The organism is Actinomadura sp. NAK00032 (genome assembly GCF_013364275.1).
GTDB lineage: Bacteria > Actinomycetota > Actinomycetes > Streptosporangiales > Streptosporangiaceae > Spirillospora.
On the sequence record NZ_CP054932.1, the window covers coordinates 2,096,785 to 2,121,089 of the forward strand.

Genomic DNA, 24,305 nt, shown 5'->3' on the forward strand with positions numbered 1-24,305 from the left:
GCCCGTACGGGGAAGGGCGCCCTCATGGCGCTGGACGTGATCACCACGCTGGAGCAGCTGGCCGCGCTGCTGGAGGACCGTCCGTCCCTGTACGTGCGCTGGTCGGCGGACCCGGAGGCGGACGAGTACCGCCCGCACAGCGCGGACGGGCTGACCGGCGCGGAGCTGCCGGGCCTCTCCGCCAACCCGCTCGCCGTCGAGGAGTGGTGGGGGGAGCGGTCCACGGTGCTGTGGGTGGCGCGGCGGCTGCACGACTACTCCCACCTGGAGCGGGCCCGCGCCCGCGGCGCGCGGCCGTGGGTGCTGGAGGGCGAGGAGGCGGGCCGCGGTCCCGACAACGAGCCCGTCGTGGCCCGTCCCGCCGCCGTCGCGCTCATCGACAAGCGCGTCCTCGACGAGGCCGAGAACCTGCTGAAACGCGACGCGAACACCGACTGGGGACCCCTCGACCGCGAGGGCGGCTGACCGGCCCGGCCGGGTCCGGTCGCGGAGCACCGGCCGGCCCCTTCCGGATGTAGAAGTGTCCGGACGGGACTGGGACGCGAGGGGTGGCCGGTGGCGAGTCGGGGTTGTCGTACTGGCGGGCAGGTGCTGCTGATCCTGGCGGTCGCGGTGCTCGCGCAGCTGGGCGCGCTCGCGGTGAACGTGTTCTCGTCGGGGAACGGGCCGTGGCCGGGGGCGCTCGACCTGATCAGGCGGCATCCGTTCGCGGCCGGGCTCGCGCTGACCGCCGCCGCGGGCGCGGCCGGCGTCCTGCAGTTCTGGACGCAGCGGGGCGCCGCCGACGCGGGCCCGCCCCCGCCGGCGGTCCCGGAGCCTCCCGACTGGGTGGTGAAGCGGCCCGCCGAGGCCGGCCGGGTCCGGCGCGCGCTGCGGCGCAAGGGCGAGGGCGGGCGCGGGCCCCTGGTCGTCCTGCACGGCGCGGGCGGGTTCGGCAAGACCACCCTGGCGGACCTGGTGTGCGCCGACCGGCGGACGGCGCGGCGGTTCCGCGGCGGCGTCCACCGCGTCGTGCTCGGCCGCGACCTCGACGGGCGGGCGGCGGTCGCCGCGCGGGTCAACGAGCTGGTCGAGCTGATCACCGGGAGCCGGCCCGGCTACCAGGACCCCGACGTCGCGGGACGGCACCTCGGCCGGGTGCTGGACGAGCGGCGCCGCCGGGTGCTGGTCGTCGTCGACGACGTGTGGGACGAGGCCCACGCCGCGCCGTTCCTCGTCGGCGGGCGGCGCGCGGCCCGGCTGCTGACGAGCCGGGTGCCGGCCGGGTCGTTCTCCGGCGCCGCCGGGGTCGAGGTGCGCGACCTGCCGGACGCCGACGCGCGCACGGTGCTGACCTGGGGGCTTCCCGCCCTCCCCGCGACGGCGGCCGACGGGCTGCTCGCCGTCGCGGCGCGGTGGGCGCTGCTGCTCCGGCTGGTGAACCGGGTCCTGGCCGAGCAGATCGCGACCGGGCGCGATCCCGCCGAGGCCGCCGCCGATCTCCTCGCCCGCCTGCGCTCCGGCGGTCCGGGCGCGGTGGACTCCTGGGCGGGCCCCGGGCCCGGCGGCGGCGCGGCCACCGACCCGGAGCAGCGGCGGCGCGCGGTGCGTACCACGATCGGCGCGGCCGGGGACCTGCTCGGCGAGCCCGGCGGGCTCGACCGGCTGGCGGAGCTGACCGTCTTCACCGAGGACGAGGCCGTCCCGCTGCCGCTGATCGCCCGGCTCTGGGCGGCCACCGCCGGGATGGACGAGACGCGGGCCCGGGGGCTGGCCGGGCGGCTCGCACGGCTGTCGCTGGTGTCGCCCGCGCCGGGGTCGGGCGGCGCCGTCACCATGCACGACACGGTCCGCGCGTATCTGCGCGCCGGCCTTGACGGCGACCGGGTGCGGGAGCTGCACGCGACCCTGCTGGACGCGCGCGGCGCGGAGCTCCCCCAAGAGCCCGTCCCGGACGGCGGGACGGCGACGGCGTGGTGGCGGATGGAGGCGGCGGACCGCTACCTGTGGGACAACCTGGCCGTGCACCTGGCGGCGGCCGGGCGGGACGGTGAGGCGGCCCGGCTCGTGACGGACCTGCGCTGGGTCATCGCCCGGCTGCAATGGTCCGGCCCGGTCGCGGTGCTCGCCGACCTGGACGCGTACGGGGCCGGCGCGCGCGCCGGTGTGCTGCGCGCCGAGCTGGCGCGGTGGGCGCATCTGCTGTCGCCCACCGACCCGCCCGAGGCGGTCCAGGACGTCTTCCTCGCCAGGCTCCGGTACGTCCCCGGCTGGGAGGACGAGGCGCGGGACGTGGCCGCCGCCCTCGACCGGCCCCGGCTCGTCCCGCGCGCGCCTCTGCCCGACCGGCCGGATCCGGCGCTGCGCCAGACCCTGACCGGCCACGACGGCGCGGTGACGGCCGTGGTGGTCGCACCGGACGGGACCTGGCTCGCCTCGGCCGGGGCCGACGGCACCGTGCGCGTCTGGGACGCCGCGACCGGCGCCGAACGCCGCCGCCTCCGCGAGCTCGGCGGGGCGGCCGTCGCGCTGGCGGTCAGCCGGGACGGCGCGCTGCTCGCGGCGGCGAGCCACCGCCGCGTCCAGCTCTGGGATGCGGCCACCGGGGAGCCGCACGGCTCGGTGACGTCCCCGCTGGACGGCTTCGGCGCGCTGGCCTTCGGCGCCGGCCGGGACCTGGCGATCAGGGCGGGCGACCGCCTCTCGCGGTGCGACGCGGAGGCGAGGCGGGTGCTCAAGCGCTCGCCGCGCCGCGCGGGGGAGACCGCGGACCTGGCCTTCAGCCTGGACGGCACCGTGCTCGCCGAGGCGTGGAACCCGCCGCTGCGCCGCTCCCGCCGGTACGGCACCCTGCCGAGGGAAGGGGTGGTGCGCGTCTGGGACCCGGCCGGGTGGCGGCCCGTGACCGAGCTGCGCGGCCACGAGGACGTCGTCACGGCGGTGGCCGCCGCCCCCGGCGGGACGTGGCTGGCCTCCGCGGGCGCCGACAAGGCGGTGCGGCTCTGGGATGTGCGGACCGGCGAGGCCGGCCTTGTCCTCACCGGGCATCCGGGCCCGATCGCGGCGGTGGCCGTCGGGCCCGATGGGACGTGGCTGGCCACCGGCGGCGACGAGACCGTCCGGCTCTGGGACGCCGGTACGGGCGACGTCCGGGCCGTGCTGACCGGCCACCGGCAGGCGGTGACCGGGGTCGCGATCGCCCCGGACGGTGCCTGGCTGGCCTCGGCGAGCCGGGACGGGACGGTGCGGATCTGGGACGCCGCCGCCGACCGGTCCCGGGTCCGGGAGGTGGGCACCGCCCCGGCGCGCATGTCCTGGCGGGCGGCGGCGAGCCGCATCCGGGCCGCGGCCGCCGCCGACCCGCGCGGCGGCTGGCTCGCGGTGCTCGACGACCGCGAGATCTTGATCGTGGACGTGGCGCGGCGGTCGGTGGCGCGGCGGCTCGGCGGCCACCGCTGGGGCGCCGACGCGCTGGCCGCGGCGCCGGACGGCCGGTGGCTCGCGTCCGCCACCGGCACCGACCGCACGCTGGTGCTCTGGGACACCGGAACCTGGGAGCGCGTCGCCTCGTTCGGCCTCGACGGCGGGCCGGAGGCGATGGCGGTGGGTCCGGGCGGCGACTGGATCGCCGTCGTGCTGGGCACGGACGTGCAGATCGTCGAGACCGCCTCCGGCCGCGTGGCGGCGCGGCTCGCGCAGCCGGACGCGCGGGCGGTCGCCGCGGCGCCGGACGGCGCGTGGCTCGCGACCGCCGGTGAGGAGGGAACGATCCGCGTCTGGGACCCGGCGACCGGTGCCGAACTCCGCCGGTCCGGTGGCCACGCCCGCCGGATCTACGCGCTGGCGGTGGCGCCGGACGGCTCGTGGCTGGCGTCGGTGGGCGACGATCCCGTCGTCATGATGTGGGACCCGGCGACGGGGGAGCTGCTGCGCACCCTTTCCGGCGCTCCCGGTGCCCTGCACGCGCTGGCGGTGGCGCCGGACGGCTCGTGGCTGGCGGCGGCGGGCGGCGACGGCGTCGTCCGGGTGTGGGAGACCGCCACCGGCGCGCTGTGCGCCGCCCTCGTCATGCCGGGCCGGGACGCCCTGTCGTACCGGCGGATCGCCGCGCTGGCCGTCCCGTCGGACGGTGGCTGGATCGCCGCCGCCGCCGTCCGGCAGGGCCGCGTCTGGGACACCGCGCCGGTCGCGGCCCGGGTGGCGCGTGCCGCCGCCCGCCCGGACGGCGGCGCGGGCGGCGCGGGGGACGGGCACGCGCCGGCGGCGGTGGCGTTCGCGCCCGGCGGCTCCTGGCTCGCCACCGGAGGCGGCGACGGCACCCTGCGGATCCTCGCCCCGGCGTCGGGGGAGACGACGGTGCTGGCGGGGCACACCGGCGGGATCGAAGCGGTCGCCGTCGCCCCCGACGGCGCGCGGATCGCGACGGCGGGCGCCGACCGGACGGTGCGGCTGTGGGATCCGCGCGGCGCCGAGCTGACGCGGACGTTCGCCGCCGATCCCGTGGTGTTCTCGCCGGCCGTCCGCCGGCGCACGCGGGCATGGGAGGCGCTCCGGCGGACCGGGCGGCGCGTGCTGCTCCCGCAGTGGTCGATGCACGCGGTGGCGATCTCACCGGACGGCACATGGGTCGCCTGGACCGGTGGCGACCACGCGCTGCGGATCTGGGACACCGGGCACGACGCCGTCCAGGCCCATCCGACCGGGAGCCTGCGGAACCTGACGGCGCTGGCCGTCGCGCCGGACGGGAGCTGGCTGGCCTACGCCGGCCGCGACCGCGCGGTCCGGATCTGGGACGTGGCGTCCGGCGCCGTGCGGCTCACCCTGCGCGGGCACGGCGGGACGGTGCGGTCCCTCGCCGTCTCCCCGGACGGGGCGCTGCTGGTCTCGGCGGGCGACGACCGCGAGATCCGGGTGTGGGATGTGGCCGCCGGACGTCCGGTGCGGGTGCTCGGCCACCACCGGGCACCGGTGCGGGCCGTCGCCGTCTCCCGCGGCGGGCGGCTCGCCTCGGCCGACGCGGCGGGGCGGCTGCGGGTCGTGGAACTCGGCACCGGCCGGCCCGTGGCGATGATGCGGGTCGACGGGGGCCTCACCGGCTGCGCTTGGTCCGGCGACGGCGGCGTGCTGGCGGCGGTCGGCGCACGCGGGCTGCTGCTGCTGGACGTGCGGACGTGAGCCGCGGCCGGTGTGAGGGTGCCGTCCGGCGGGTAGGGCGGCGCCTGACGGCACGGAAGGGGGACCGGTGATGAGCGAGCGGACGCCGAACGGAGAGGCCGGCGACGCGGGACCGCGGCCCGAGACGCAGGCGAGCGGAGCCCAGGAGGCACCGGGGAGTCAGGACGTGCATCCGGAGGAGTTCCGGCCCGACTCCACCGAGGGGCGCGGCGGACGGCCGGAGGACCTCAGCCCGGACGACTTCGAATAATCGCGGTCGGTGCGGCGAGGATGTCCGATCCGCGCGCGAACACGCGAATCGAAAGAAGCGACCGCCCGCGAACGCGCTTTCCGTCAGTGCAGCCAATCCAGGTTGTGCTGCTGAAGGGGGGCCGCGGGCCACTGCGGCGGCCTGTCGAGCGCCCTGCCGTGCGCGGGCGGCCGGTGCCGCGCCGTTATCGGATGCAGGTCGAGGCTGGGGGATATGGCGGACGCGACCGCCGCCGGCAGCATGATGGTGGCGGCCGGCGCCGCCGCCCCCGAGAATCCGGTCGTGCTCTTGGCCGTATGGCCGTACAGCAGTGCGCAGAGGCTCAGCACCGGAATGGCGGATAGTTCCATGAGTCGGGTAGCCGAGCGGCGTCTTTTGGAACCCTCCCGGAGCATTCGGGCCGCGCGCGACACCTGTCCGCGGCGCAGATCGCGGTTGATGACGATGACGGTCCGGCCGCTCTGCTCGCGCAGGTATCCCAGCAGCCGGCTCGGCATCCAGGCCCGCGCGAACGGCCCGATCCGGCCAGGCGGCTCGGCCGCGGTCTGCAGATGCCGCCACACTTCGCCGGCCGCGTCGGGCTCCTCGTCCTTTCCGGGTTTGCCGCCGCTGATCAGAATGAGCGTCGGTTTTTCCGGCATCAGCGATACCGTGAGGCACTGCCACCCGTGCGCCGACCGGAACGCCCGTTCGAGATCGAGGGGCGGGTTCCACTGCTGCGCCACTGCAAGCTGAGTACGCAGTTTCTCATTCTCGCGGGTCAGGCGTTCGATGGTCTCTTTGAGGCGGTGTTCATCAGGAAAATCCATGCCGTCTCCCGATCGCATCATCCGCGTCGTTCCGCGCCCCCGGGCAGCACGATCGCGCAGACAGAAAAACTGGGTAGCAGAAGCGCCTGCTACCCAGTTACCGACACTATATGTTGTCGGCTTTCTGCTGACGACCCTGCGGTTCGTCGAGAGATCGGGGCATCGGTCGTCGCCGCTTGAGGAGGACGCCCGTCACGGCGGCCCATTTGTCCTCGTCGTCGGCGAGGGATTCCGGAGCGTCCCAGATGAACCGGAGGAAGGGGTCGCCGACCACTTCCTCCGGATAGTTTCCGTCATGGGAATGCTCGGCGGCCGGCGCGGCGGTCGCGGGCGGGGCCGCGGCGGCGTCCAGGCAGACGGGCTCGCCGCCGTCCAGGATCGAGCGGAAGCTGCCGCGCTGCCAGCCGAGCCGGTCCTCCAGCGGGATGATGACGCGGTCGGTGTAGTCCCGGCCGCGGCCGGTCTCGATCTTGTTGACCACGGACAGCGAGGGGCCGCCCTCGGCGGCGAGGCTCGCCTGGGAGCCGAAACCGAGTTCGATCCGCCGCTGCCGGACGATCTGCCCCAGTCGCCGCCAGGACGCCGGCGGGTGGCCGGGCGCGTCCTCGTCGAGTCCGTCCAACTCGTTCAAGGCGATCAGGCTCCTTACTCATTCGCGGGGTGACGGCCTGACACGGTGCGTAAGTGTAGCGGAGCAAAACGGACTTTGACGAGTCGTAACGCGTTTTGGCCGGTTGCCATCGGATGCCTGCACAACGCAGTGCATTGAGCACCACATGAGATGGTTAAAACGCGTCTTGATGCTGCACGACGCACTGAGATGCGTTACGCTTCCGGGCATGTCAAGATCTCCAGGCAGCGAGATTCCCGTGGAACGCCTTCTGTACACGCCCCAGGAGGCCGCAGAGATGACGTCGTTCACCCGTGACTGGCTCGTCCGGGCGGCGAGCCGGGGAGAGATTCCGCACCGCCGCTACGGCAAGCGCCTGTTCCGGTTCGCGCACGAGGACCTCGAAGCGATCAAGGACATGGGCGCCTGCCCGGTCGAGCCCGCCGAACAGTGGGACCGGGCGAACTGAACCCCGCGGGCGCTGCGAGCCCCGGACAGTGCCGCGAGCCCTGAACACCGCCCCGCAAGAAGGAACGTCACCATGAGCACCGCACCACCGCCCGCTCCTCCCGCCGGCGCCCGCCCGGCCGGAGGTGCCCGATGAACTGGCTCAGCCAGGGCACCATCGACGACCTGGCCGCGTCCGTCGCCGAGCACGAGGTCGCCGTCGAACGGGCCCACGAGGAACTCGAGAACCACCGCAAGGCGGCCTTCCAGGTCATGGAGGTCCTGCACCGGCACCAGGGGCTCGCCGCCGAGGCGAAGTTCCTCCTGACGATCGCCTACGGCGCCGCGCCCATCCCGTCCCCCGGTGAGATCCGCGAGGTCGCCGGGGCGCAGGAGGGGCTGGGCCTGGCGATCGGCAGCATCCGCATGGCGCTGCCGCCGGACGCGTCCGCCGTGCAGTACGGCCACCTGGCCGAGTCGATGCGCGCCCTGTACGCCGCCGCGCACGTCGTCGCCCTGCACGCGGACGAGCGGGCGCGCACCTGCGCGCCGCCGCCCCGCCTCGCGCCGGAGACGGACGCCCCGGCCGCCGTGCCCCGCGCCTGGCCGCCGCCCGGCGGGGCCGGCGACCACGAGCCCAACGAGCGGGAGCACGGCGACCCCGAGCGCGACCCGGACGAGGAGCTCGACGACGCCCTCGGCACGTCCGCCCAGGGGACCGGCGACCAGCCGGAGCAGGCGCCCGCGCAGCCGCGCACCGGCGGCGTGGTGTCCCTGGTGCGGCGGACCGGGCGGACGAGAAGCGCCGCGGGAATGTGAGGTGACGGGGTGAGTGGAGAACACGCCTGGACCGCCGTTCTGATCGCCGGGCTGACGCTGGGCGCGCTGGCCTTCGCCGCCCGGCGCCGCCGGCGGCTGTACTGGAAGGCGTCCGAGACGCTCGCGCAGCTCGGCAGGGCGGAGAAGGCCGTCCGGCTCATCGCCGCGCAGCGCGACGAGGCGGTCGCGGCGCAGAACCGCGCCGAAGCGCTGGGCAAGACCGCTCTCTCCGAACACCGCTCGCTCACCGACGCCTGCTACGACCTGGCCAAACGCTGGGAGGCGCTGCCGCGCGACAGCTCCGGCGCGCACGCCGAGCAGCTCCGCCGCGTCGTCCGGCTGCACAGCTGGGACCTGCGCTGAGGCGCCACTGACCACGTCGTCTCCCGACCGGGGGGAGGGGGACGACCTCCGAGGGCGGGTCTCGAATGGGGGAGGAGATCCGCCGTCGCCGGCGGCCACGCCCATCGCCCAGGCGTGGCCGCCGGCCTTTCCAGGGCCCGCCGCGGGGGCGGGGCCCTGGCCCTCCCGGCGCCGCCCTCCGGCGCGCCGCCGACCGACCGGGCGCAACCCTCCGGCCGTGCCCTCCCCTCGGCACGGCCGACCCGACCTCCATGGAGTGAGCCATGACCCTGCACGAACCCGAGATCGCTTCCCTGCTCCGGCTGGAGGCGTGCGACGCGTCCCGCGGGGCGGACGCCGTGCCGCCGCCGTTCCCGGGCCGTCCGCGGGTGTGGACGGACCTGGCGCTGATCGTGTGCGTCATCGCGCTGGCGCTGCTCGGCGCGATCGTGATCGGCGTCGAGATGTCCCGGCTGGCCGCGGCGCCGGCGCCCTGCCTCGCGCCGCGCTGATATCCGCAGTGAGAAAGACGAACGGTGGGTTTCCGATGAATCAGGATGTGCTGGGGACGACCGCGGCGGCGTCGGAGTACTCCGCGCCGGCCCCGTGGGCGCCGTGGCTGCAGCGGGGGTTCGGCGGCAAGCACCGCCGGCCGCGCCGCACGGTCGTCCAGCTGGTCAAGGGCATGCCGCCGTTCCCGCGCCGGACGCTGAAGTACGCCGGCCCGGGGACGCCGATCATGCACGGCATGGACGTCGAGCAGTGGCAGCGGCAGGCGTGCAGGAAGGGCTACACGCTGCGCGTCGACGGCTGGTACGGGCCGCGGTCGAGCAAGGTCGCCAAGTCGCTGCAGCGCCGCGCCGGGCTGGCCGACGACGGGGAGATCGACGCCTGGACGTGGGCGGCGACCTGGGGCTGATCCCGCCGGGCCGGGCGCCCCCGTTTTGGCCTTCCCTTCCGCGGTAGTAGACGCACGTGGACGAAGGGGTGCAGGCGGCCGGCGCCGTGGTGGAGGACGTCGCCGTCCACGCGTTCGAGGTACCCGTGGACGGCCCGGACGGCCTGGAGGAGGACGGCACCCTCCGCTGGGACTCGACGACCGCCGTCCTGGTCGAGGCGCGGGCGGGCGGCCGCACCGGGATCGGCTACACCTACGGGGACGTCTCGGTCGCCGCGTTCGTCCGGTCGAAGCTCGCGCCCGCGGTGCGCGGCGCGAGCGCGCTCGACCCCGCCGCCGCCTGGGCGCGCATGTTCGCCGGCATCCGCAACGCGGGACGCCCCGGCGCGGGCGCGATGGCGGTCTCCGCCGTCGACATCGCGCTGTGGGACCTCAAGGCGCGGCTGCTCGGTGTCCCGCTGGTCACGGCGCTGCCCGCGTTCCACGACCGGGTGCCCGTCTACGGCAGCGGTGGGTTCACGAACTACTCCCTTGACCGGCTCTCCACCCAGCTCGGGGGCTGGGTGGAGCAGGGCATCCCCCGGGTGAAGCTGAAGACCTCCCGGCGGCCGGCGCAGGACCCGCGGCGGCTCACCGCCGTCCGCGAGGCGATCGGCGCCGGCGCGGAGCTGTTCGCCGACGCCAACGGAGCGCTGACCCGCAAGGAGGCGCTGTACTGGACGCACCGGCTCGCCGACGAGTGGGACGTCCGCTGGTTCGAGGAGCCGGTGCCCTCCGACGACACCGCCGGGCTGCGGCTGGTGCGCGAGCGGGGCCCGGGCCGGACCGAGATCGCCGCCGGCGAGTACGGGTTCGTGCTGAAGGACTTCACCGACCTGCTCGCGGGCCCGGCCGTGGACTGCCTGCAGGCCGACGTCACCCGCTGCGGCGGCGTCACCGGCCTCCTCCAGGTCGCCGGGCTGTCGGCGGCGCACCAGATCGACCTGTCCGCCCACTGCGCGCCCGCCGTGTCCGCGCACGCCTTCTGCGCGGTGCGGCGGCTCCGCCACCTGGAGTACTTCCACGACCACGTCCGCGTGGAGCACCTGCTCTTCGACGGGAACCTCAGCCCGGTGGACGGCGCGCTCCGCCCGGACACCGGCCGTCCCGGACTGGGCCTGGAGGTCAGGTGGGACGACGCGGAGCCGTACCGCGTGTACGGCTCCCGTCCGGCCTGATGGCGACTGAAGAGAGAGGGGGACGAGGGACATGGCGAGGACGCACGTGGCCGAGACGCGCGAGGTGCCGGCGAAGACGGCCCCCTCCGTGCCGGGGCCGCCGCGCGGGCGGCAGGTGGTCGAGGTCCGGCGGCTGGCCCGCGCGCTGCGGAAGGCCGTCGAGGGGGAGGTCCGCTTCGACGCCGGGTCGCGGGCGATGTAAGCCAACGACGCGTCGAACTTCCGGCACTGCGTGGAGGCGATCGAGGCCGCGGGCTGGCAGGTCGTCATGCCGGAGACGCACGTGTGCTGCGGGCGGCCGCTCTACGACTACGGCTTCCTCGACATGGCCGAGCGCTACCTGCGCAACGTGCTGGACGTCCTGCGCCCGTACGTCCGGGCGGGGACGCCGGTCGTCGGAATGGAGCCGAGCTGCCTCGCCGTCTTCAAGGACGAGCTGACCAAGATCCTTCCGCACGACGACGACGCCGCGCGGCTCGCGGCGAGCGCCCACCACTTCGCGGAGTTCTTCCAGGCCTACGACATCCGCCCGCCGCGGCTGCGCGGCGGCGGCAAGGCGCTGCTGTGGGGGCACTGCCACCACCGCGCCACCGGTGGCGTCGAACCGGAGCAGGCGCTGCTTGAGCGGATGGGGCTGGAGACCGAGAGCCTCAAGGGCGGCTGCTGCGGCCTCGCCGGGTCGTGGGGGTTCGAGAACGGCAAGTACGACATCTCGATGGACTGCGGGGAGCAGGCCCTCCTGCCCGCCGTCCGGGACGCCACCGACACCACGTGCATCGTCGCCGACGGCTTCTCCTGCAAGACCCAGATCGAGCACGCCAAGACCGGGCGGCGCGCACTGCACGTCGCGCAGCTCATGCAGCTCGCCCGGGAGAGCGACGCCCCGATCAGCGGCAAGCCGGAGAAGGCCGGGCGCGCGCAGACCGGCCCCACCCGCGTCCCATCGCGTCGCCCGAGCCGGCGCCGCCGTCGCGGTGGGCGCGGTCACCGCCGCCGGGATCGGCCTGGCGCTGCGGGCCGGATGCGAACGCGCGGCCAAAACGTGACCTTGCCCGGCGGCTGATTTCCGGAGTGCGGGAAGTGTCCCCTCTGGAGGTGGAGCGTGGACAGGGACGTGAAGGCCGGGGCCTGTGCGCTGGCGGTGGCGGGGATGCTGGTGCTCGGCGCGTGCAGCGACGGCGGCGGCGCCGAGAAGGCCGCGACACCGGCGGCGCAGACGTCGGCGCCGGTGAGCGATTCGGCGACGGGGCTGGAGCAGCAGTACGAGCGGGTCGTGGACGCGGTGCTGCCGTCCGTGGTGAAGATCCAGACCGATCAGGCGGAGGGCTCCGGCGTCGTCTACGACGCGCAGGGCCACATCGTGACGAACGCGCACGTGGTCGCCGGGGCGAAGAAGATCCAGGTGACGTCCTCCAGCGGCGGCGCGACGCTGGACGCCGACCTCGTCGGCGCGTTCGCGGCGGACGACCTGGCCGTCATCAAGGCGAAGGGCGGGAACCTCAAACCGGCGTCGTGGGGCGAGTCGGGCAAGGCGCGGGTCGGGCAGATCGTCCTCGCGATGGGGAACCCGCTGGGCCTCGCCGGGAGCGTGACGAACGGGATCGTGTCGGCGCTCCACCGGACGGTGTCCACCAAGGGGGAGGGCGCCTTCCAGGGGTCGACGATCGCGGACGCCATCCAGACCAGCGCGGCGATCAACCCGGGCAACAGCGGCGGCGCGCTCGTCACGCTCAGCGGGCAGGTCATCGGCGTCCCGACGGCCGCCGCGTCGGACCCGTCGGCGGGCTCGGCGGCGGCCGGGATCGGCTTCGCGACGCCGAGCGACACCGTGCAGCGGATCGTCCCGCAGCTGATCCAGAGCGGGAAGGTGTCGAACTCGGGGCGGGCCGCGCTCGGCGTGACCGTCCGCACGATCGTCGATCCGCAGAGCGGTGAGCGGACCGCGGTCGCCGTGGTGGACGTCCAGCGCGGCGGCGGCGCGGCGAAGGCGGGCATCAGGCCGGGGGACCTGATCCTGTCGGTGAACGGCACCGCGACGCCCGACCAGACGGCGCTGTCGTCGGTGCTCGCCAACCTCAAGCCGGGCGACACGGCCAAGGTCGAGGTCCAGCACGCGGACGGGTCGAAGAAGACCGTCCAGGTGACGCTCGGGGAGTTGCCCGGCGGGGGATGATCCCCGGCGCCCCACCCTCTTGACGGTGGCCTGTACGGGAGTACAGTGTACATCCGTACAGGCCACTGAACATATGTACAGGGGGTGGGGATGACGGCCGAGCAAGCCGACGACCTGACCGGACGCGCCCGCATCCGGGACGCCGCGCTGCTGGAGTTCGCCGAGCACGGCACGAAGGGCGCGACGATCCGCGGCATCGCCAAGGCCGCCGGCGTCTCGCCGGCGCTGGTGCAGCACCACTTCGGGACGAAGGAGGCGCTGCGCCGCGAGTGCGACGAGTACGCGCTCGGGGCCGTCCGCGAGATCAAGGAGGAGGCCCTGCGCGGGGGGATCGGCGACCCCGGCTTCCTGATGCTCGCCATGCGCACGGCCCTGCCCATCCAGCGCTACTTCGCCCGCGCCCTCACCGACGGGTCGCCGGCCGCGGTCGCGCTGTACGACGACACCGTCGCCTACACCGAGGAGGTCCTCGCGCAGGGCAGGCCCGGGCTGCGCGTGCCCAAGACCGACGACCTCCACGCCTACGCGGCCGTCATGACGACGATGACGTTCGGCCTGATGGTCCTGCACGAACACATCTCCCGGAGCCTCGGCGGCAACACGCTCACGGCCGAGGGCTACCCCCGGATGGCGCTCGCCATGATGGACCTCTTCGACGACCGGCTGGTGGATCCGGAGCTGGTCGAGCAGGCGCGCGTCTCCCTGAAATCCATGCTCACCGCCGGCGGGCAGCCTCCCGACAAGGAGAACCGGTGACCGCGAACACGCCTCCGATAGCCGTATCCGGCCTGGTCAAGAACTTCGGCCGGACGCGCGCGCTGGACGGTCTCGACCTGACCGTCCGGCCCGGCGAGGTGCACGGCTTCCTCGGCCCGAACGGCGCGGGGAAGTCCACCACGATCAGGGTCCTGCTCGGCCTGCTGCGCGCCGACGCCGGCACCGTCCGCCTGCTCGGCGGCGACCCCTGGCGGGACGCGACCGAGCTGCACCGCCGCCTCGCCTACGTGCCCGGCGACGTGACGCTGTGGCCGAACCTGTCCGGCGGCGAGGTCATCGACCTGCTCGGCCGGATGCGCGGCGGCACCGACCCGCGCCGCAAGGCCGAGCTGCTCGACCGGTTCGAGCTGGACCCGCGCAAGAAGGGCCGCGCCTACTCCAAGGGCAACCGGCAGAAGGTCGGGCTCGTCGCGGCGCTCGCGTCCGACGCCGAGCTGCTGCTGCTGGACGAGCCGACCTCCGGTCTCGACCCCCTCATGGAGGAGGTCTTCCAGGAGTGCGTCCGCGAGGAGCGGCAGGCGGGCCGGACCGTCCTGCTGTCCAGCCACATCCTGTCCGAGGTCGAGGCGCTCTGCGACCGGGTGACGATCATCCGCAACGGCGTCGCGGTGGAGACCGGCACCCTGGACGAGCTGCGGCACCTGACCCGCACCTCGATCCACGCGGAGCTGGCCGCGCCGCTGGACGGCCAGCCGCTGCCCGGCGCCCACGACCTCCAGGCCGACGGCAACACGATCAAGTTCGAGGTCGACACGCCGCAGCTGGACGCCGCGCTCCGCGCGCTCACCGAGATCGGCGTCCGCAGCCTGGTGAGCCGCCCGCCGACGCTGGAGGAGCTGTTCCTGCGCCACTACAAGGACGAGCTGCAGGAGGCCGCGCGATGACCGGCTTGACCGGGACCTGGGGGCTGATGCGGCTCATCCTGCGCCGCGACCGGTTCCTGCTGCCCGCCTGGGTGCTCTGGATCGCCGTCATCCCGCTCGGCTTCGTCGGGGCCACCGACGCCCTCTACCCGGAGGCCGCCGACCGGCTCCAGTACGCGCACACCACCGGGACCAACCCGACGTTCCTCGCCCTCTACGGGCCGATGTACGGCACCGACCTCGGCAGCATCATCGCGCAGCGGTCCGGGTTCATCCCGGTGGTGATCGGGCTGATCAGCGCGCTCACCGTCGTCCGGCACACCCGCACCGAGGAGGAGGCGGGCCGCCGCGAGCTGCTCGGCGCGACCGTCACCGGCCGGGGCGCCGGGCTGGCCGCCGCGCTGCTGGTGGCGATGGCGGCGAACCTCGTCCTCGGCGGGCTGCTCGCCGCCGGGCTCACCGCGCAGGGCCTGCCCGCCGCCGGGTCGCTGGCCTTCGGCGCGCAGATGGCCGCCGCCGGCTGCGTCTTCGCGGCCGTCGCGGGCGTCACCGCGCAGCTCAGCGAGAGCGCGGGCGCGGCCCGGGGGACGGCGCTCGCCGCGCTCGGCACCGCGTTCGCGGTCCGGATGGCCGCCGACGTCGGCGGCGCGGGCAACTCGCTGACCTGGCTCGGCTGGCTGTCCCCGTTCGGCTGGACCAACCGCGCCCGCGCCTACGGCGGGGAGCGCTGGTGGACGTTCGCGCTGGCCGCCGCGCTCGTCGCGCTGCTGGTGGCCGCCGCGGCGGCGCTGTCGGCGCGCCGCGACGTCGGCGCGGGCGTGCTGCCGCCGCGGCTCGGCAGGCCCGACGCCACGGCGCGGCTGTCGGGTCCGTTCGGGCTCGCCTGGCGGCTGCAGAGCCGCGCCCTGTACGGCTGGCTCGCCGGCTTCCTCGCGCTCGGCATCGTCTACGGCGCCGTCGCGGGCGGGGTGCGGGAGATGGTGGACGACAACCCCGACCTGGAGGAGATCTTCACCCGGCTCGGCGGGGAGAGCGGGATCACCGACGCCTACTTCGCGTCCATCATGGGCATGCTCGGGCTGTTCGCCGCCGCCTACGCGGTGTCGGCGACGCTGCGGCTGCGCACCGAGGAGAGCGGCCAGCGCGCCGAACCGCTGCTCGCCACCGCGACGGGGCGGCTGCGCTGGGCGGCGAGCCACCTGCTGTTCACGCTGCTCGGCCCGGTCGCCGCGCTGGTCGTCGCCGGGCTGGCCGCCGGGGTGGCGCACGGCCTGGACACCGGCGACCCCGGCCGGGAGGTGCCGCGGGTGCTCGGCGCGGCGCTGGCGCAGCTGCCCGCCGTCTGGCTGGTCGCCGCGATCGCGCTCGCGCTGTTCGGGCTGGTCCCCGGCCTGACGGCGGGCGGCGGCTGGACGGTCGTCGGCGTCTGCACCATGGTGACGCTCTTCGGTGCCGCGCTCGACCTCGACCAGTGGGCCCTGGACGTCTCGCCGTTCACCCACATCCCGAAGCTCCCCGGAGGGTCGTTCGAGGCCGCGCCCATGCTCTGGCTCCTCGCGCTCACCGCCGTGCTGGCGGCGGCGGGCCTGGCCGGGTTCCGCCGCCGGGACCTCGCCACGCGCTGAGCCGTGAGAGCGCTGAGCCGCGTGAGCGCCGGGCCGTAATGGAGCTGAGCCGTGCGGGCGCCGGGCCGTAACATGGCCCGGTGACTACGCCGAAACCCCTCGCCGTCTGCGTGTTCTGCTCCTCCAGCGGCAAGATCGACCGCCGCTACGTCGACCTCGCCGCCGACGCCGGCGCCGAGCTGGCCCGGCGCGGCCACAGCCTCGTCAGCGGCGGCGCCCAGGTCTCGTGCATGGGCGCCGTCGCCCGCGCCGCGCGGGCCGGCGGCGCCCGGACCGTCGGGGTGATCCCCGAGGGCCTGGTCAGCGTCGAGATCTCCGACGAGGACAACGACGAGCTGATCGTCACGCCAGACATGCGTACCCGCAAGGGCGAGATGGACCGGCGCAGCGACGCGTTCCTCGTCCTGCCCGGCGGCATCGGCACGCTGGAGGAGCTGTTCGAGGTGTGGACGGCCCGGGTCCTCGCGATGCACGACAAGCCCGTCGTCATCCTCGACCCGACCGGCGTGTACGAGCCGCTGCGCGAGCTGATGAAGGGCCTCACCGAGCAGGGCTTCGCCCGCCCCAAGATCTGGGACGCCATCGGCTGGACGGCCTCCGTCCCCGAGGCGTTCGACCTCCTGGAGCGGACGCAGCCCCGCATCGAGTACTCCCCGGAGGACTACGCCGAGACCCAGCTCTGAGCCGCCGGTCGGGTCAGGAGTCGTGCTTGCGGCCCGGCATGCTCTCGTACATCTCGGTGAGCTTCTGCCGGAAGCCGCGGGCCGCCATCCCGATCTTCTGCGGGTCCTTGAGCCCGGCCTTGACGGCCTTCTTCGCCTGGTCCTTCATGATGTGCGGCGGGATCGGGGCGATCTCGTCGTCCACCACGAACTCCAGCACCACGGGCCGGTCGCTCGCGAGCGCCTCCTTCCAGGCGTCGGTGACCTTCTTGGGCTTGTCGCAGTAGATGCCCTTGAGCCCGCACAGCTCGGCGTACTCGGCGTACGGGAAGTCCGGGATGTTCTGCGAGCCCTTGAACTTGGGGTCGCCGCCCATCGCGCGCTGCTCCCAGGTGACCTGGTTGAGGTCCTGGTTGTTGAACACGGCGAAGACCAGCGGCGGGGAGCCGCCGAGGCGGTCGGCGTACCGCTTGACGGTGAGCATCTCGTTCATGCCGTTCATCTGGAACGCGCCGTCCCCGACGAAGCAGATCACCGGGCGGTCCGGGTAGGCGAACTTGGCCGCGATCGCGTACGGGACGCCGGGCCCCATCGTCGCGAGCGTGCCCGACAGCGACGCCCGCATCCCGTCGCGGAGCTTGATGTGCCGGGCCCACCAGTTGGTCGCCGACCCCGAGTCGGCGGTGAGGATCGCGCCGTCGGGCAGCAGCGGCGACACCTCGTGCGCCACCGCCTGCGGGTTGATCCTGCCCTCGAAGCTCTGCCCGGCGCGCTTGGCCATCACCGTGTCCCAGGTGCGGACGTTCTCCTCGATCCGCTCGCGCCAGGACCGGTCCTTCTTGCGCTCCAGCAGCGGGATCAGCTCGCGCAGCGTCTCCTTGGCGTCCCCGACGACGTGCGCGTCCATCGGGTAGCGGATGCCGATCATGCGGCCGTCGATGTCGATCTCGACGCCCTTGCAGCTGCCCTCGTCCGGCAGCCACTCCGCGTACGGGAAGCTCGTGCCGATCATGAACAGGGTGTCGCAGTTCATGATCATCTCATCGCTTGCCTTGGAGCCGAGCAGGCCGATCGGCCCGGTGACGAACGGCAGGTCGTCCGGGAGCACCTCGCGGCCGAGCAGCGCCTTGGCGACGCCGGCGCCGAGCAGCTCGGCCGTCTCGACCAGCTCGTCGCGCGCGTTCGCCGCGCCCTGCCCGACGAGCATCGCGACCTTCTCGCCCTCGTTGAGGATCTGCGCCGCCTTGTGCAGCTCCTCCTTGTTCGGCAAGATCCGCGGCTGGCTCCACCCCACGCTGGAGTACACCGAGCCGTGCTCCTTCGGCGGCGACGGCACCGCCTCCGACTCCTGGACGTCCTCCGGGACGATGATCGTCGCGACGCTCCGGGTCGTCAGCGCCGTCTTGAACGCGCGGTCGATCACGTGCCGCATCTGCCCCGGCGCCATGACGATCTGGCAGAACTCCGACACGTCGGAGAACAGGTTCTCCAGGTTCACCTCCTGCTGGTAGTGGGTGCCCTGGGAGAGCCGCTTCTGCTGCGCGACGATCGCGACGACCGGCTGGTGGTCCAGCTTGGCGTCGTACAGCCCGTTCAGCAGGTGGATCGCGCCCGGACCGGACGTCGCCGCGCAGACGCCGACCTCGCCGGTGAACTTGGCGTGCGCGCACGCCATGAACGCGGCCATCTCCTCGTGCCGCGTCTGGATGAACTCGGGGTTCCCCTCGGCGCGGTCGAACGCGCCGAGCAGCCCGTTGATGCCGTCGCCCGGGTACCCGTAGACCCGCTTCACGCCCCACTCGGTCAGCCGGTGGAGGACGTAGTCGGCCACTTGCTGCGCCATGCCTGTCTCCTCTCGTCGTCGTGCCCCGTCGGCGTCGTCGTGCCCGTCGGCGCCGCGTGCCGGTCAGCGCCGCAGCAGTTTCGCCGCGCCGACCGCCGCGCCCGCGGCGGCTCCCGCCGTCGCGGCCCCCACCAGGTACTTGTGCTGTCCCGCCCACAGCTGCGGGCTCGTCCCGTGCGCCCGCTCGTCGAACCGGCCGTGGGCGCCGCGGTCCGTGCCGGGCGCCTCGTCGGTGGGCTCCCACAGGTTCGCCGGACGGTCCGGCCGGACGTCCTGCTCCGTCTGCTGGGAGGCGAAGCCCGTCCGCGCGAGGTAGCGGTCCACCAGGCCCGCCGCGACGCGGTTGGCGAGGATCGTGGCGACCGCGCTCGCGCCGACCCAGTACTCGCGGCGCGCGGGATGCTCGGCGGCGTACAGCAGCGCCTTCGCCGGGATCTCCGGCTGGTAGACCGGCGGCACCGGCTGCGGGCGCTTCGGCAGCCGGGACAGCACCCAGTCGAACTGCGGCGTGTTCACCCCCGGCAGCTGCACCATCGTCACCTTCACGCCGCTGCCCTCGTGCATCAGCTCGGTCCGCAGCGACTCGTGGAACCCCTTGATGGCGTGCTTGGCGCCGCAGTAGGCGCTCTGCAGCGGGATGCCCCGGTAGGCCATCGCCGACCCGCACTGGACGATCACCCCGCGGTCGCGCGGCATCATCCGCTCCAGCGCCGCCCGGGTGCCGTTGACGTAGCCGAGGTAGGTGACCTCGGTGGTGCGCGCGAACTCCGCGGGCGCGATCTCCCAGAACGGCGCGAGCACCGAGGAGAACGCGACGTTCACCCACACGTCGATCGGGCCGAGCTCCGTCTCCGCCCGCTCGGCGGCCTCCTCGACGCGGTCGCGGTCGGCCATGTCGACGGCGATCGGGAGCGGGTGCCCGCCGGCGGCCGCCACGTCGGCGGCGGCGCCGTCCAGCCCCTGCTCGCCGCGCGCCAGCAGGGCGATCCGCGCGCCGCGCCGGGCGAACTCCCGCGCGGTCGCGCGGCCGATCCCGCCGGTGGCGCCGGTGAGCACGACGACGCCGCCCTTGCCGATCTTGTGTTTCATCTCATCCCCATGCGGGCGCTTTGTCCGGGCACAGAGACCCACTGCCCGTGACCGCGGGTCTGTAACGCGGTGGTCCGCGGCGCGGGATACCGTCGTGGTGTGCGCGCTCGCGAACTCGCCGTCGACTACCCGACCGTGACCCCGGACGACTCCGCGATGGACGCCGCCCGGCTGCTGGCGGCCCAGGGGCTGCCGGGCCTGGTCGTGGTGGACGGGCGGCGCCGCGCGGTCGCGGTGCTCCCCGGCTCCCGGCTGGTGCGCCAGATCGTCCCGCCGCATGTGCGGGACGACCCCGCCCTCGCCCGCGTCTACGACGAGCCGCACGCCGACCGGCTCTGCGCCAGGCTCGCCGGCCGCACCGTCGCCGACCTCCTGGAGGGCGGCCGGACGCCGCTGCCCGTCGTCGATCCCGGCGCCACCGTGATGGAGATCGCGAGCGTCATGGCGGGCGCCCGCAGCCCGGTGGTGGCGGTCGCCGACGACGAGCGGCACCCCGAGAAGGGCACCGTGATCGGTGTCATCACCGCCGCCCACCTGCTGGAACGCATCCTCCCCGCGGCCGGGGACGGCTGACCCGCCCCCTGCGCTCCCACGTGCGCCCCGCGGTCCCGCCGCGCCGCCGGACGGGCTGTCAGGTAGCGATGACTTCAGGTCAGAACGTCTAGATGTAAGAACAAAGTATTGACTGACGTTCCGGCGCGGGCTACAAATGTGCCTCAAGCCACACGAAGATGACGAGCGGATGAACGGACGGTGTCCACCACCGGTCCCTCCGGTGAACTCGCCGTCAGACCGAACGGGCCAGTGGGAGGCACCATGCGGGTCGGACTGTTGGGCGCGGGGCGGATCGGGGCGTGGCACGCCCGGTTCCTGGGCGGGCATCCCCAGGTGGACGCCCTGCTGATCGGCGACGCCGACGTCCGCCGGGCCGAGGCGCTCGCGGGCCCGATCGGCGCCCGCGCCGGCGACCCGGACGCGGTGCTCGGCGCCGGGCTCGACGCCGTCGTCATCGCCACCCCCACCGCCACCCACGCCGAACTGCTCGGCCGCGCCTGCGACGCGGGCGTCCCCGCGTTCTGCGAGAAGCCCGTCGCGCCCGACCTGCGCACCACGCTGGAGGTCCGCGACCGCGCCGCCAAGGCCGGGGTGCCGGTGCACATCGGCTTCCAGCGCCGGTTCGACGCCGGCTACGCGGCGGCGCGGCGGGCCGTCCTCGACGGCCGGCTCGGCGCGCTGCACCGCGTCCACCTCGTCACCGCGGACCCGGCGCCGCCGCCCGCCGAGTACGTCCGCTCGTCCGGCGGGATCTTCCGCGACTGCCACATCCACGACTTCGACATCCTGCGCTGGGTCACCGGCCGCGAGGTCGAGTCGGTCACCGCCACCGGCGCCAACCGCGGCGACGCCTACTTCGCGGCGGCCGGCGACGTCGACACCAGCGCCGCCGTCCTCGCCCTGGACGACGGGACGCTCGCCACGCTGCAGGGCTCCCGCTACAACGGCGCCGGCTACGACGTCCGGATGGAGCTGGCGGGCACCGCCGCCACCTGGGTGGTCGGGCTGGACGAGCGCGCCCCGCTCCGGTCGGCCGAACCCGGTGTCGACTGGCCCTCCGGGGACCCGTGGACCGACTTCCAGGAGCGCTTCGACCCCGCCTACGCGAACGAGATTGGAACGTTCCTAGAAGTGGCCAAGGGCAAGGTTCCGAGCCCCTGCACGGTGGACGAGGCGCTGGAGGCGTTCCTCATCGCCGAGGCCGCCACGCTGTCGCTGCGCGAGGGCCGCCGGGTCGCACTGGCGGAGCTGCGATGATCTGGGCGATGGCGTTCGCCGCGCTGGCACTGGCCTTCGTCTGGGTCACCGGCGTCAACGACGGGGCGGCCCTGCTCGGGCTGAGCGGGCGCTACCCCCGCTCGTCCGGGCCGCTGCTGATGGCGCTCGTGCTGCTGCCGCTCGTGCTCGTCCCGCAGCTGACCGTCGCGGTCGCGCGGACGTTCACCGAGGGGCTGACCGACCTCGGCGACCGGCGCGGCGCGCTCGCCTTCCTGCTCGGCGTGACCGTCGCGCTCGCCGTCGTCACCGCGCTCACCCGGCGCGGCCTGCCGACCAGCCTGACCCTGGCGATCGTCGGCGGCATCGGCGGCGCCGGCCTCGGCATGGGCCTGGACGTCGCCTGGGGCGGCCTCGGCCTGGTGTTACTGATCGGCGCCGCGGCGCCGCTCGTCGGGACGTCCGTCGGCTACGGGCTCGGGCTCGCCTCCCGGCGCATCCCGTCCTTCGCCGGCATGCCCGGCGCCGTGCGGACCGCCCACGTGCTCGCCTACAGCGCCCAGTGCGCCGCCTACGCCGCCAACGACGGGCAGAAGATGCTCGCCGTCGTCAGCGTGGCGCGGCACGTGGTCTCCACCCGGCGGCTCGGCGCGATCGGGCCCGTCCAGCCCACCCCGTTCGTGCTCATCGCGATCGCCGTGGTGTTCTGCGCCGGCGCGCTCAGCGCCGTGCACCGGGTCGGGGACCGGCTCGGCCGCGGGCTCGTGCTCGCCCGGCCGCTACACGTCGTGTCGACCGAGGCCGCGGCGGCCGCGTCCGTCGCGGCCAGCTCGCTCGCGGGCGCGCCGGTCAGCATGACGCAGTCGGTCACCGCCGGGGTGGTCGGCGTCGCCGCCAGCGAGGGCGCCGCGCGGGTGCGCTGGCAGAACGTCCTCGGCATCGGCGCCGCCTGGCTGCTCACCCTCCCGCTGGCGTTCGCCGGCGGCGCGCTCTGCGGCCTCGCGGCGAGGGCGCTGTGAGCGCCGCCGTCCGGCCCGTGCGCCGGTTCCGGCTCGTCTGGGACGACCTGCGCGGCCGCTCCGGCGACCGGGTCATCGGGCAGGTCGCCCGGCAGGTCCGCGCCGCCCGCGACGGTGCCGAGCTGGCCCGCGAGCTGGCCGCCGGCCGGGTGCCCTCGGCCGACGCCCGCGCCCGGATGGCCGAGATCGAGCACGCCGGCGACGCCGAGCGGGCCGCGCTCGCCGCGATGCTGCGCGGCGTCCTCGCCACCCCCATCGACCGGGAGGACCTCTACCGGCTCTCCCGCTCCGCCGACGACGTCCTGGACAACCTCCGCGACTTCGTCCGCGAGGCCGACCTGTTCGGGCCGCCCGGACTCGGCTTCGCCGTCCCGCCGCTGGACGCGGTGCTGGAGGGGCTGACCGCCCTCGACGCCGCCGTCCGGAAGGTCCTCGCCGAGCCCGCCGCGGTCACCATCGCGGCGCTGGGCGCGCGCAAGGCCGGCAACCGCGTCCGCGAGTACCGGCAGGCCGCGCTCGCGCGGCTGTTCGCCGGGCCGCTCGACATCGACGTGCTGCGCAGCCGCGAGCTGCTCGACCGGCTCGACGCGGTCGGGCGGCGGCTCGGCGAGGCGGCCGACGCCCTGTCGGACGCGATGCTCAAACGCAGTCACTGAACCTCTCATCCACCCCCATCGAGCCGCAGGTCCGGGGCCCGCCGGCGAAGCGCAAGGAGAGAACCGACCATGATCCGCACCATCCCGAGAGGGCGCCGGGGCCGTACCGGCGCCGCCGTGCTGGCCGCGCTCGCCACCGCGGCGCTCAGCGCGTGCGCCCCGTCCAGCAGCGGCGAGGCCGGGGCCGGCGACCCGCTGCCGACCGTCACCGTCGAGGACGCCGCGTCGTTCGACCTGAACGCGCTCATCGCGGCCGCGAAGAAGGAGGGCAGCCTCCTGGCCTACGACGGCAGCGGCGACGTCAAGGACATGGCGGCGGCGTTCGAGAAGAAGTACGGGATCAAGGCCGAGGGCGTGAAGTCCAAGGCCGCCGCCACCGCCGAGAAGATGACCCGCGAGGCGCAGGCCAAGAACGTCACCATCGACGTCAGCCTGTTCGAGGACGGCCCGATGCTGGTCGGCCAGCTCCTCCCGCAGAAGATCGTCAAGACCTGGATCCCGCCGGACCTCGCCGGGAGCATCGCGGAGAAGAACCGCAACCCGCTGATGATGATCTCCAAGGCGTACGTGTTCGCCTACAACCCCAAGCTCAACCCGAACGGCTGCCCGGTGAAGAACATGTGGCAGCTCACCGAGCCGGAGTGGAAGGGCAAGGTGATGCTGCAGGACCCGCTGGGCAAGGAGGTCTTCACCCAGTGGTTCACGCAGATGTCGGAGCTGGGCTCGGACAAGCTCGCCGCCGCCTACGAGCAGCTCGGCAAGGGCAAGCTCAAGCTCGATGAGAAGGACCCCGCGCACGAGTGGGTGAAGCGGTTCGCCAAGAACGACCCCGTCCTCACCACCGAGGACGAGGACGTCGCGACCGCCGTCGGCGCCCCCAACCAGACCCGCACCACGATCGGGCTGTTCTCCATCGCCAAGTTCCGCGACATCGAGGACAAGAAGTTCAACATGAAGGTCTGCGAGGGCCTGGCCCCGTGGACTGGCTTCGCCTACCCGAAGTTCGCCACGATCGCGACCGGCTCCAAGCACCCGAACGCCGCCAAGCTCTTCGTCCACTTCGCGATGGAGAAGGAGGGCTTCGACCTCGAGGCCCACTCCGGCGGCGTCTCCGGCAACGACAAGGTCGGCGTGAGCCCGCACAACCCGCCCGGCCTCACCGACTGGAACACGCAGCTGTACTGGTTCTCCTCGGACAAGCTGCTCGCCGACTTCCGCGCCCGCCAGGACATCAAGGACTTCTGGCGCGTGAACCACTCCTGACCCCGGTTTCCCGGCGGGC

25 protein-coding genes are annotated in these 24,305 nt (G+C 74.5%); 21 read left to right on the plus strand and 4 right to left on the minus strand.

Annotated features, from left to right (window positions below; all coding sequences use genetic code 11):
• The first annotated feature begins 24 nt into the window (after positions 1–24).
• The 3 genes from HUT06_RS09790 (at position 25) to HUT06_RS09800 (ending at position 5,404) form a co-directional block, all read left to right on the plus strand.
• Positions 25–465, plus strand: coding sequence for a DUF6098 family protein (locus HUT06_RS09790; protein WP_176195429.1), 441 nt, complete (start codon positions 25–27; stop codon positions 463–465).
• 123 nt (positions 466–588) lie between these two features.
• Complete coding sequence (locus tag HUT06_RS09795; protein WP_176195430.1) at positions 589–5,154, plus strand: NB-ARC domain-containing protein; 4,566 nt, start codon at positions 589–591, stop codon at positions 5,152–5,154.
• A 70-nt stretch (positions 5,155–5,224) separates the two neighbouring features.
• A complete protein-coding gene (locus HUT06_RS09800) occupies positions 5,225–5,404 on the plus strand; it encodes a hypothetical protein (RefSeq protein WP_176195431.1) in 180 nt (59 codons plus the stop codon).
• A gap of 83 nt (positions 5,405–5,487) precedes the next feature.
• Here HUT06_RS09800 and HUT06_RS09805 read toward each other — a convergent pair whose 3' ends face one another.
• Together HUT06_RS09805 and HUT06_RS09810 are read right to left on the minus strand one after the other, a co-directional pair.
• Positions 5,488–6,213, minus strand: coding sequence for a hypothetical protein (locus HUT06_RS09805; RefSeq protein WP_176195432.1), 726 nt, complete (start codon positions 6,211–6,213; stop codon positions 5,488–5,490).
• Positions 6,214–6,319: 106 nt separating this feature from the next.
• A complete protein-coding gene (locus HUT06_RS09810; protein WP_176195433.1) occupies positions 6,320–6,844 on the minus strand; it encodes a helix-turn-helix transcriptional regulator in 525 nt (174 codons plus the stop codon).
• A 238-nt stretch (positions 6,845–7,082) separates the two neighbouring features.
• Here HUT06_RS09810 and HUT06_RS09815 point away from each other — a divergent pair, with 238 nt between their 5' ends.
• The 13 genes from HUT06_RS09815 (at position 7,083) to HUT06_RS09875 (ending at position 16,667) form a co-directional block, all read left to right on the plus strand.
• Complete coding sequence (locus HUT06_RS09815; RefSeq protein WP_176195434.1) at positions 7,083–7,292, plus strand: helix-turn-helix domain-containing protein; 210 nt, start codon at positions 7,083–7,085, stop codon at positions 7,290–7,292.
• Positions 7,293–7,423: 131 nt separating this feature from the next.
• Positions 7,424–8,089 carry a hypothetical protein gene (locus tag HUT06_RS09820; protein ID WP_176195435.1) on the plus strand — a complete coding sequence of 222 codons (666 nt, stop codon included), beginning with the start codon at positions 7,424–7,426 and terminating at the stop codon, positions 8,087–8,089.
• Positions 8,090–8,098: 9 nt separating this feature from the next.
• Positions 8,099–8,452 (plus strand): hypothetical protein, encoded by a 354-nt coding sequence (locus HUT06_RS09825; RefSeq protein ID WP_176195436.1) that lies wholly within the window; start codon positions 8,099–8,101, stop codon positions 8,450–8,452.
• Positions 8,453–8,715: 263 nt separating this feature from the next.
• On the plus strand, positions 8,716–8,943 hold the full coding sequence (locus HUT06_RS09830) for a hypothetical protein (protein ID WP_176195437.1): 228 nt from the start codon (positions 8,716–8,718) through the stop codon (positions 8,941–8,943).
• Between the two features lie 35 nt (positions 8,944–8,978).
• The gene (locus tag HUT06_RS09835) at positions 8,979–9,350 is read left to right on the plus strand and encodes a peptidoglycan-binding protein (RefSeq protein ID WP_176195438.1); all 372 of its coding nucleotides are present in this window, start codon (positions 8,979–8,981) and stop codon (positions 9,348–9,350) included.
• A 56-nt stretch (positions 9,351–9,406) separates the two neighbouring features.
• Entirely contained in the window at positions 9,407–10,546 is a 1,140-nt protein-coding gene (locus tag HUT06_RS09840) for an enolase C-terminal domain-like protein (protein WP_254715080.1), read from the plus strand.
• Positions 10,547–10,577: 31 nt separating this feature from the next.
• A complete protein-coding gene (locus HUT06_RS09845; protein WP_176195439.1) occupies positions 10,578–10,748 on the plus strand; it encodes a hypothetical protein in 171 nt (56 codons plus the stop codon).
• Positions 10,749–10,778: 30 nt separating this feature from the next.
• Positions 10,779–11,609 (plus strand): heterodisulfide reductase-related iron-sulfur binding cluster, encoded by an 831-nt coding sequence (locus HUT06_RS09850; RefSeq protein ID WP_217711263.1) that lies wholly within the window; start codon positions 10,779–10,781, stop codon positions 11,607–11,609.
• A 39-nt stretch (positions 11,610–11,648) separates the two neighbouring features.
• Complete coding sequence (locus HUT06_RS09855) at positions 11,649–12,719, plus strand: S1C family serine protease (RefSeq protein ID WP_254715081.1); 1,071 nt, start codon at positions 11,649–11,651, stop codon at positions 12,717–12,719.
• Between the two features lie 90 nt (positions 12,720–12,809).
• Positions 12,810–13,475 (plus strand): TetR/AcrR family transcriptional regulator, encoded by a 666-nt coding sequence (locus HUT06_RS09860; RefSeq protein ID WP_176195440.1) that lies wholly within the window; start codon positions 12,810–12,812, stop codon positions 13,473–13,475.
• Positions 13,472–14,380: an ABC transporter ATP-binding protein gene (locus tag HUT06_RS09865; protein WP_176195441.1), complete on the plus strand. Its 909-nt coding sequence runs from the start codon at positions 13,472–13,474 to the stop codon at positions 14,378–14,380. The genes HUT06_RS09860 and HUT06_RS09865 overlap by 4 nt, the downstream gene beginning before the upstream one ends.
• Positions 14,377–15,984 carry an ABC transporter permease gene (locus tag HUT06_RS09870; protein WP_176195442.1) on the plus strand — a complete coding sequence of 536 codons (1,608 nt, stop codon included), beginning with the start codon at positions 14,377–14,379 and terminating at the stop codon, positions 15,982–15,984. The genes HUT06_RS09865 and HUT06_RS09870 overlap by 4 nt, the downstream gene beginning before the upstream one ends.
• A gap of 80 nt (positions 15,985–16,064) precedes the next feature.
• Positions 16,065–16,667 (plus strand): TIGR00730 family Rossman fold protein, encoded by a 603-nt coding sequence (locus HUT06_RS09875; protein ID WP_254715082.1) that lies wholly within the window; start codon positions 16,065–16,067, stop codon positions 16,665–16,667.
• Between the two features lie 13 nt (positions 16,668–16,680).
• Here HUT06_RS09875 and HUT06_RS09880 read toward each other — a convergent pair whose 3' ends face one another.
• Positions 16,681–18,489 (minus strand): thiamine pyrophosphate-requiring protein, encoded by a 1,809-nt coding sequence (locus tag HUT06_RS09880; protein ID WP_176195443.1) that lies wholly within the window; start codon positions 18,487–18,489, stop codon positions 16,681–16,683.
• 63 nt (positions 18,490–18,552) lie between these two features.
• On the minus strand, positions 18,553–19,578 hold the full coding sequence (locus HUT06_RS09885; RefSeq protein ID WP_176195444.1) for an SDR family oxidoreductase: 1,026 nt from the start codon (positions 19,576–19,578) through the stop codon (positions 18,553–18,555).
• Between the two features lie 99 nt (positions 19,579–19,677).
• On the opposite strand from HUT06_RS09885, the gene HUT06_RS09890 reads away from it, so the two are divergent.
• The 5 genes from HUT06_RS09890 (at position 19,678) to HUT06_RS09910 (ending at position 24,286) form a co-directional block, all read left to right on the plus strand.
• Positions 19,678–20,151 (plus strand): CBS domain-containing protein, encoded by a 474-nt coding sequence (locus HUT06_RS09890; RefSeq protein WP_176195445.1) that lies wholly within the window; start codon positions 19,678–19,680, stop codon positions 20,149–20,151.
• A gap of 243 nt (positions 20,152–20,394) precedes the next feature.
• Positions 20,395–21,390, plus strand: a complete 996-nt coding sequence (locus HUT06_RS09895) for a Gfo/Idh/MocA family oxidoreductase (protein WP_176195446.1) — start codon at positions 20,395–20,397, stop codon at positions 21,388–21,390.
• The gene (locus HUT06_RS09900) at positions 21,387–22,367 is read left to right on the plus strand and encodes an inorganic phosphate transporter (RefSeq protein ID WP_176195447.1); all 981 of its coding nucleotides are present in this window, start codon (positions 21,387–21,389) and stop codon (positions 22,365–22,367) included. Before HUT06_RS09895 ends, HUT06_RS09900 begins: the two co-directional genes overlap by 4 nt.
• The gene (locus HUT06_RS09905; RefSeq protein WP_217711264.1) at positions 22,364–23,023 is read left to right on the plus strand and encodes a DUF47 domain-containing protein; all 660 of its coding nucleotides are present in this window, start codon (positions 22,364–22,366) and stop codon (positions 23,021–23,023) included. The genes HUT06_RS09900 and HUT06_RS09905 overlap by 4 nt, the downstream gene beginning before the upstream one ends.
• Before the next feature lie 69 nt (positions 23,024–23,092).
• Complete coding sequence (locus HUT06_RS09910) at positions 23,093–24,286, plus strand: ABC transporter substrate-binding protein (RefSeq protein ID WP_176195448.1); 1,194 nt, start codon at positions 23,093–23,095, stop codon at positions 24,284–24,286.
• Positions 24,287–24,305 lie beyond the last annotated feature (19 nt).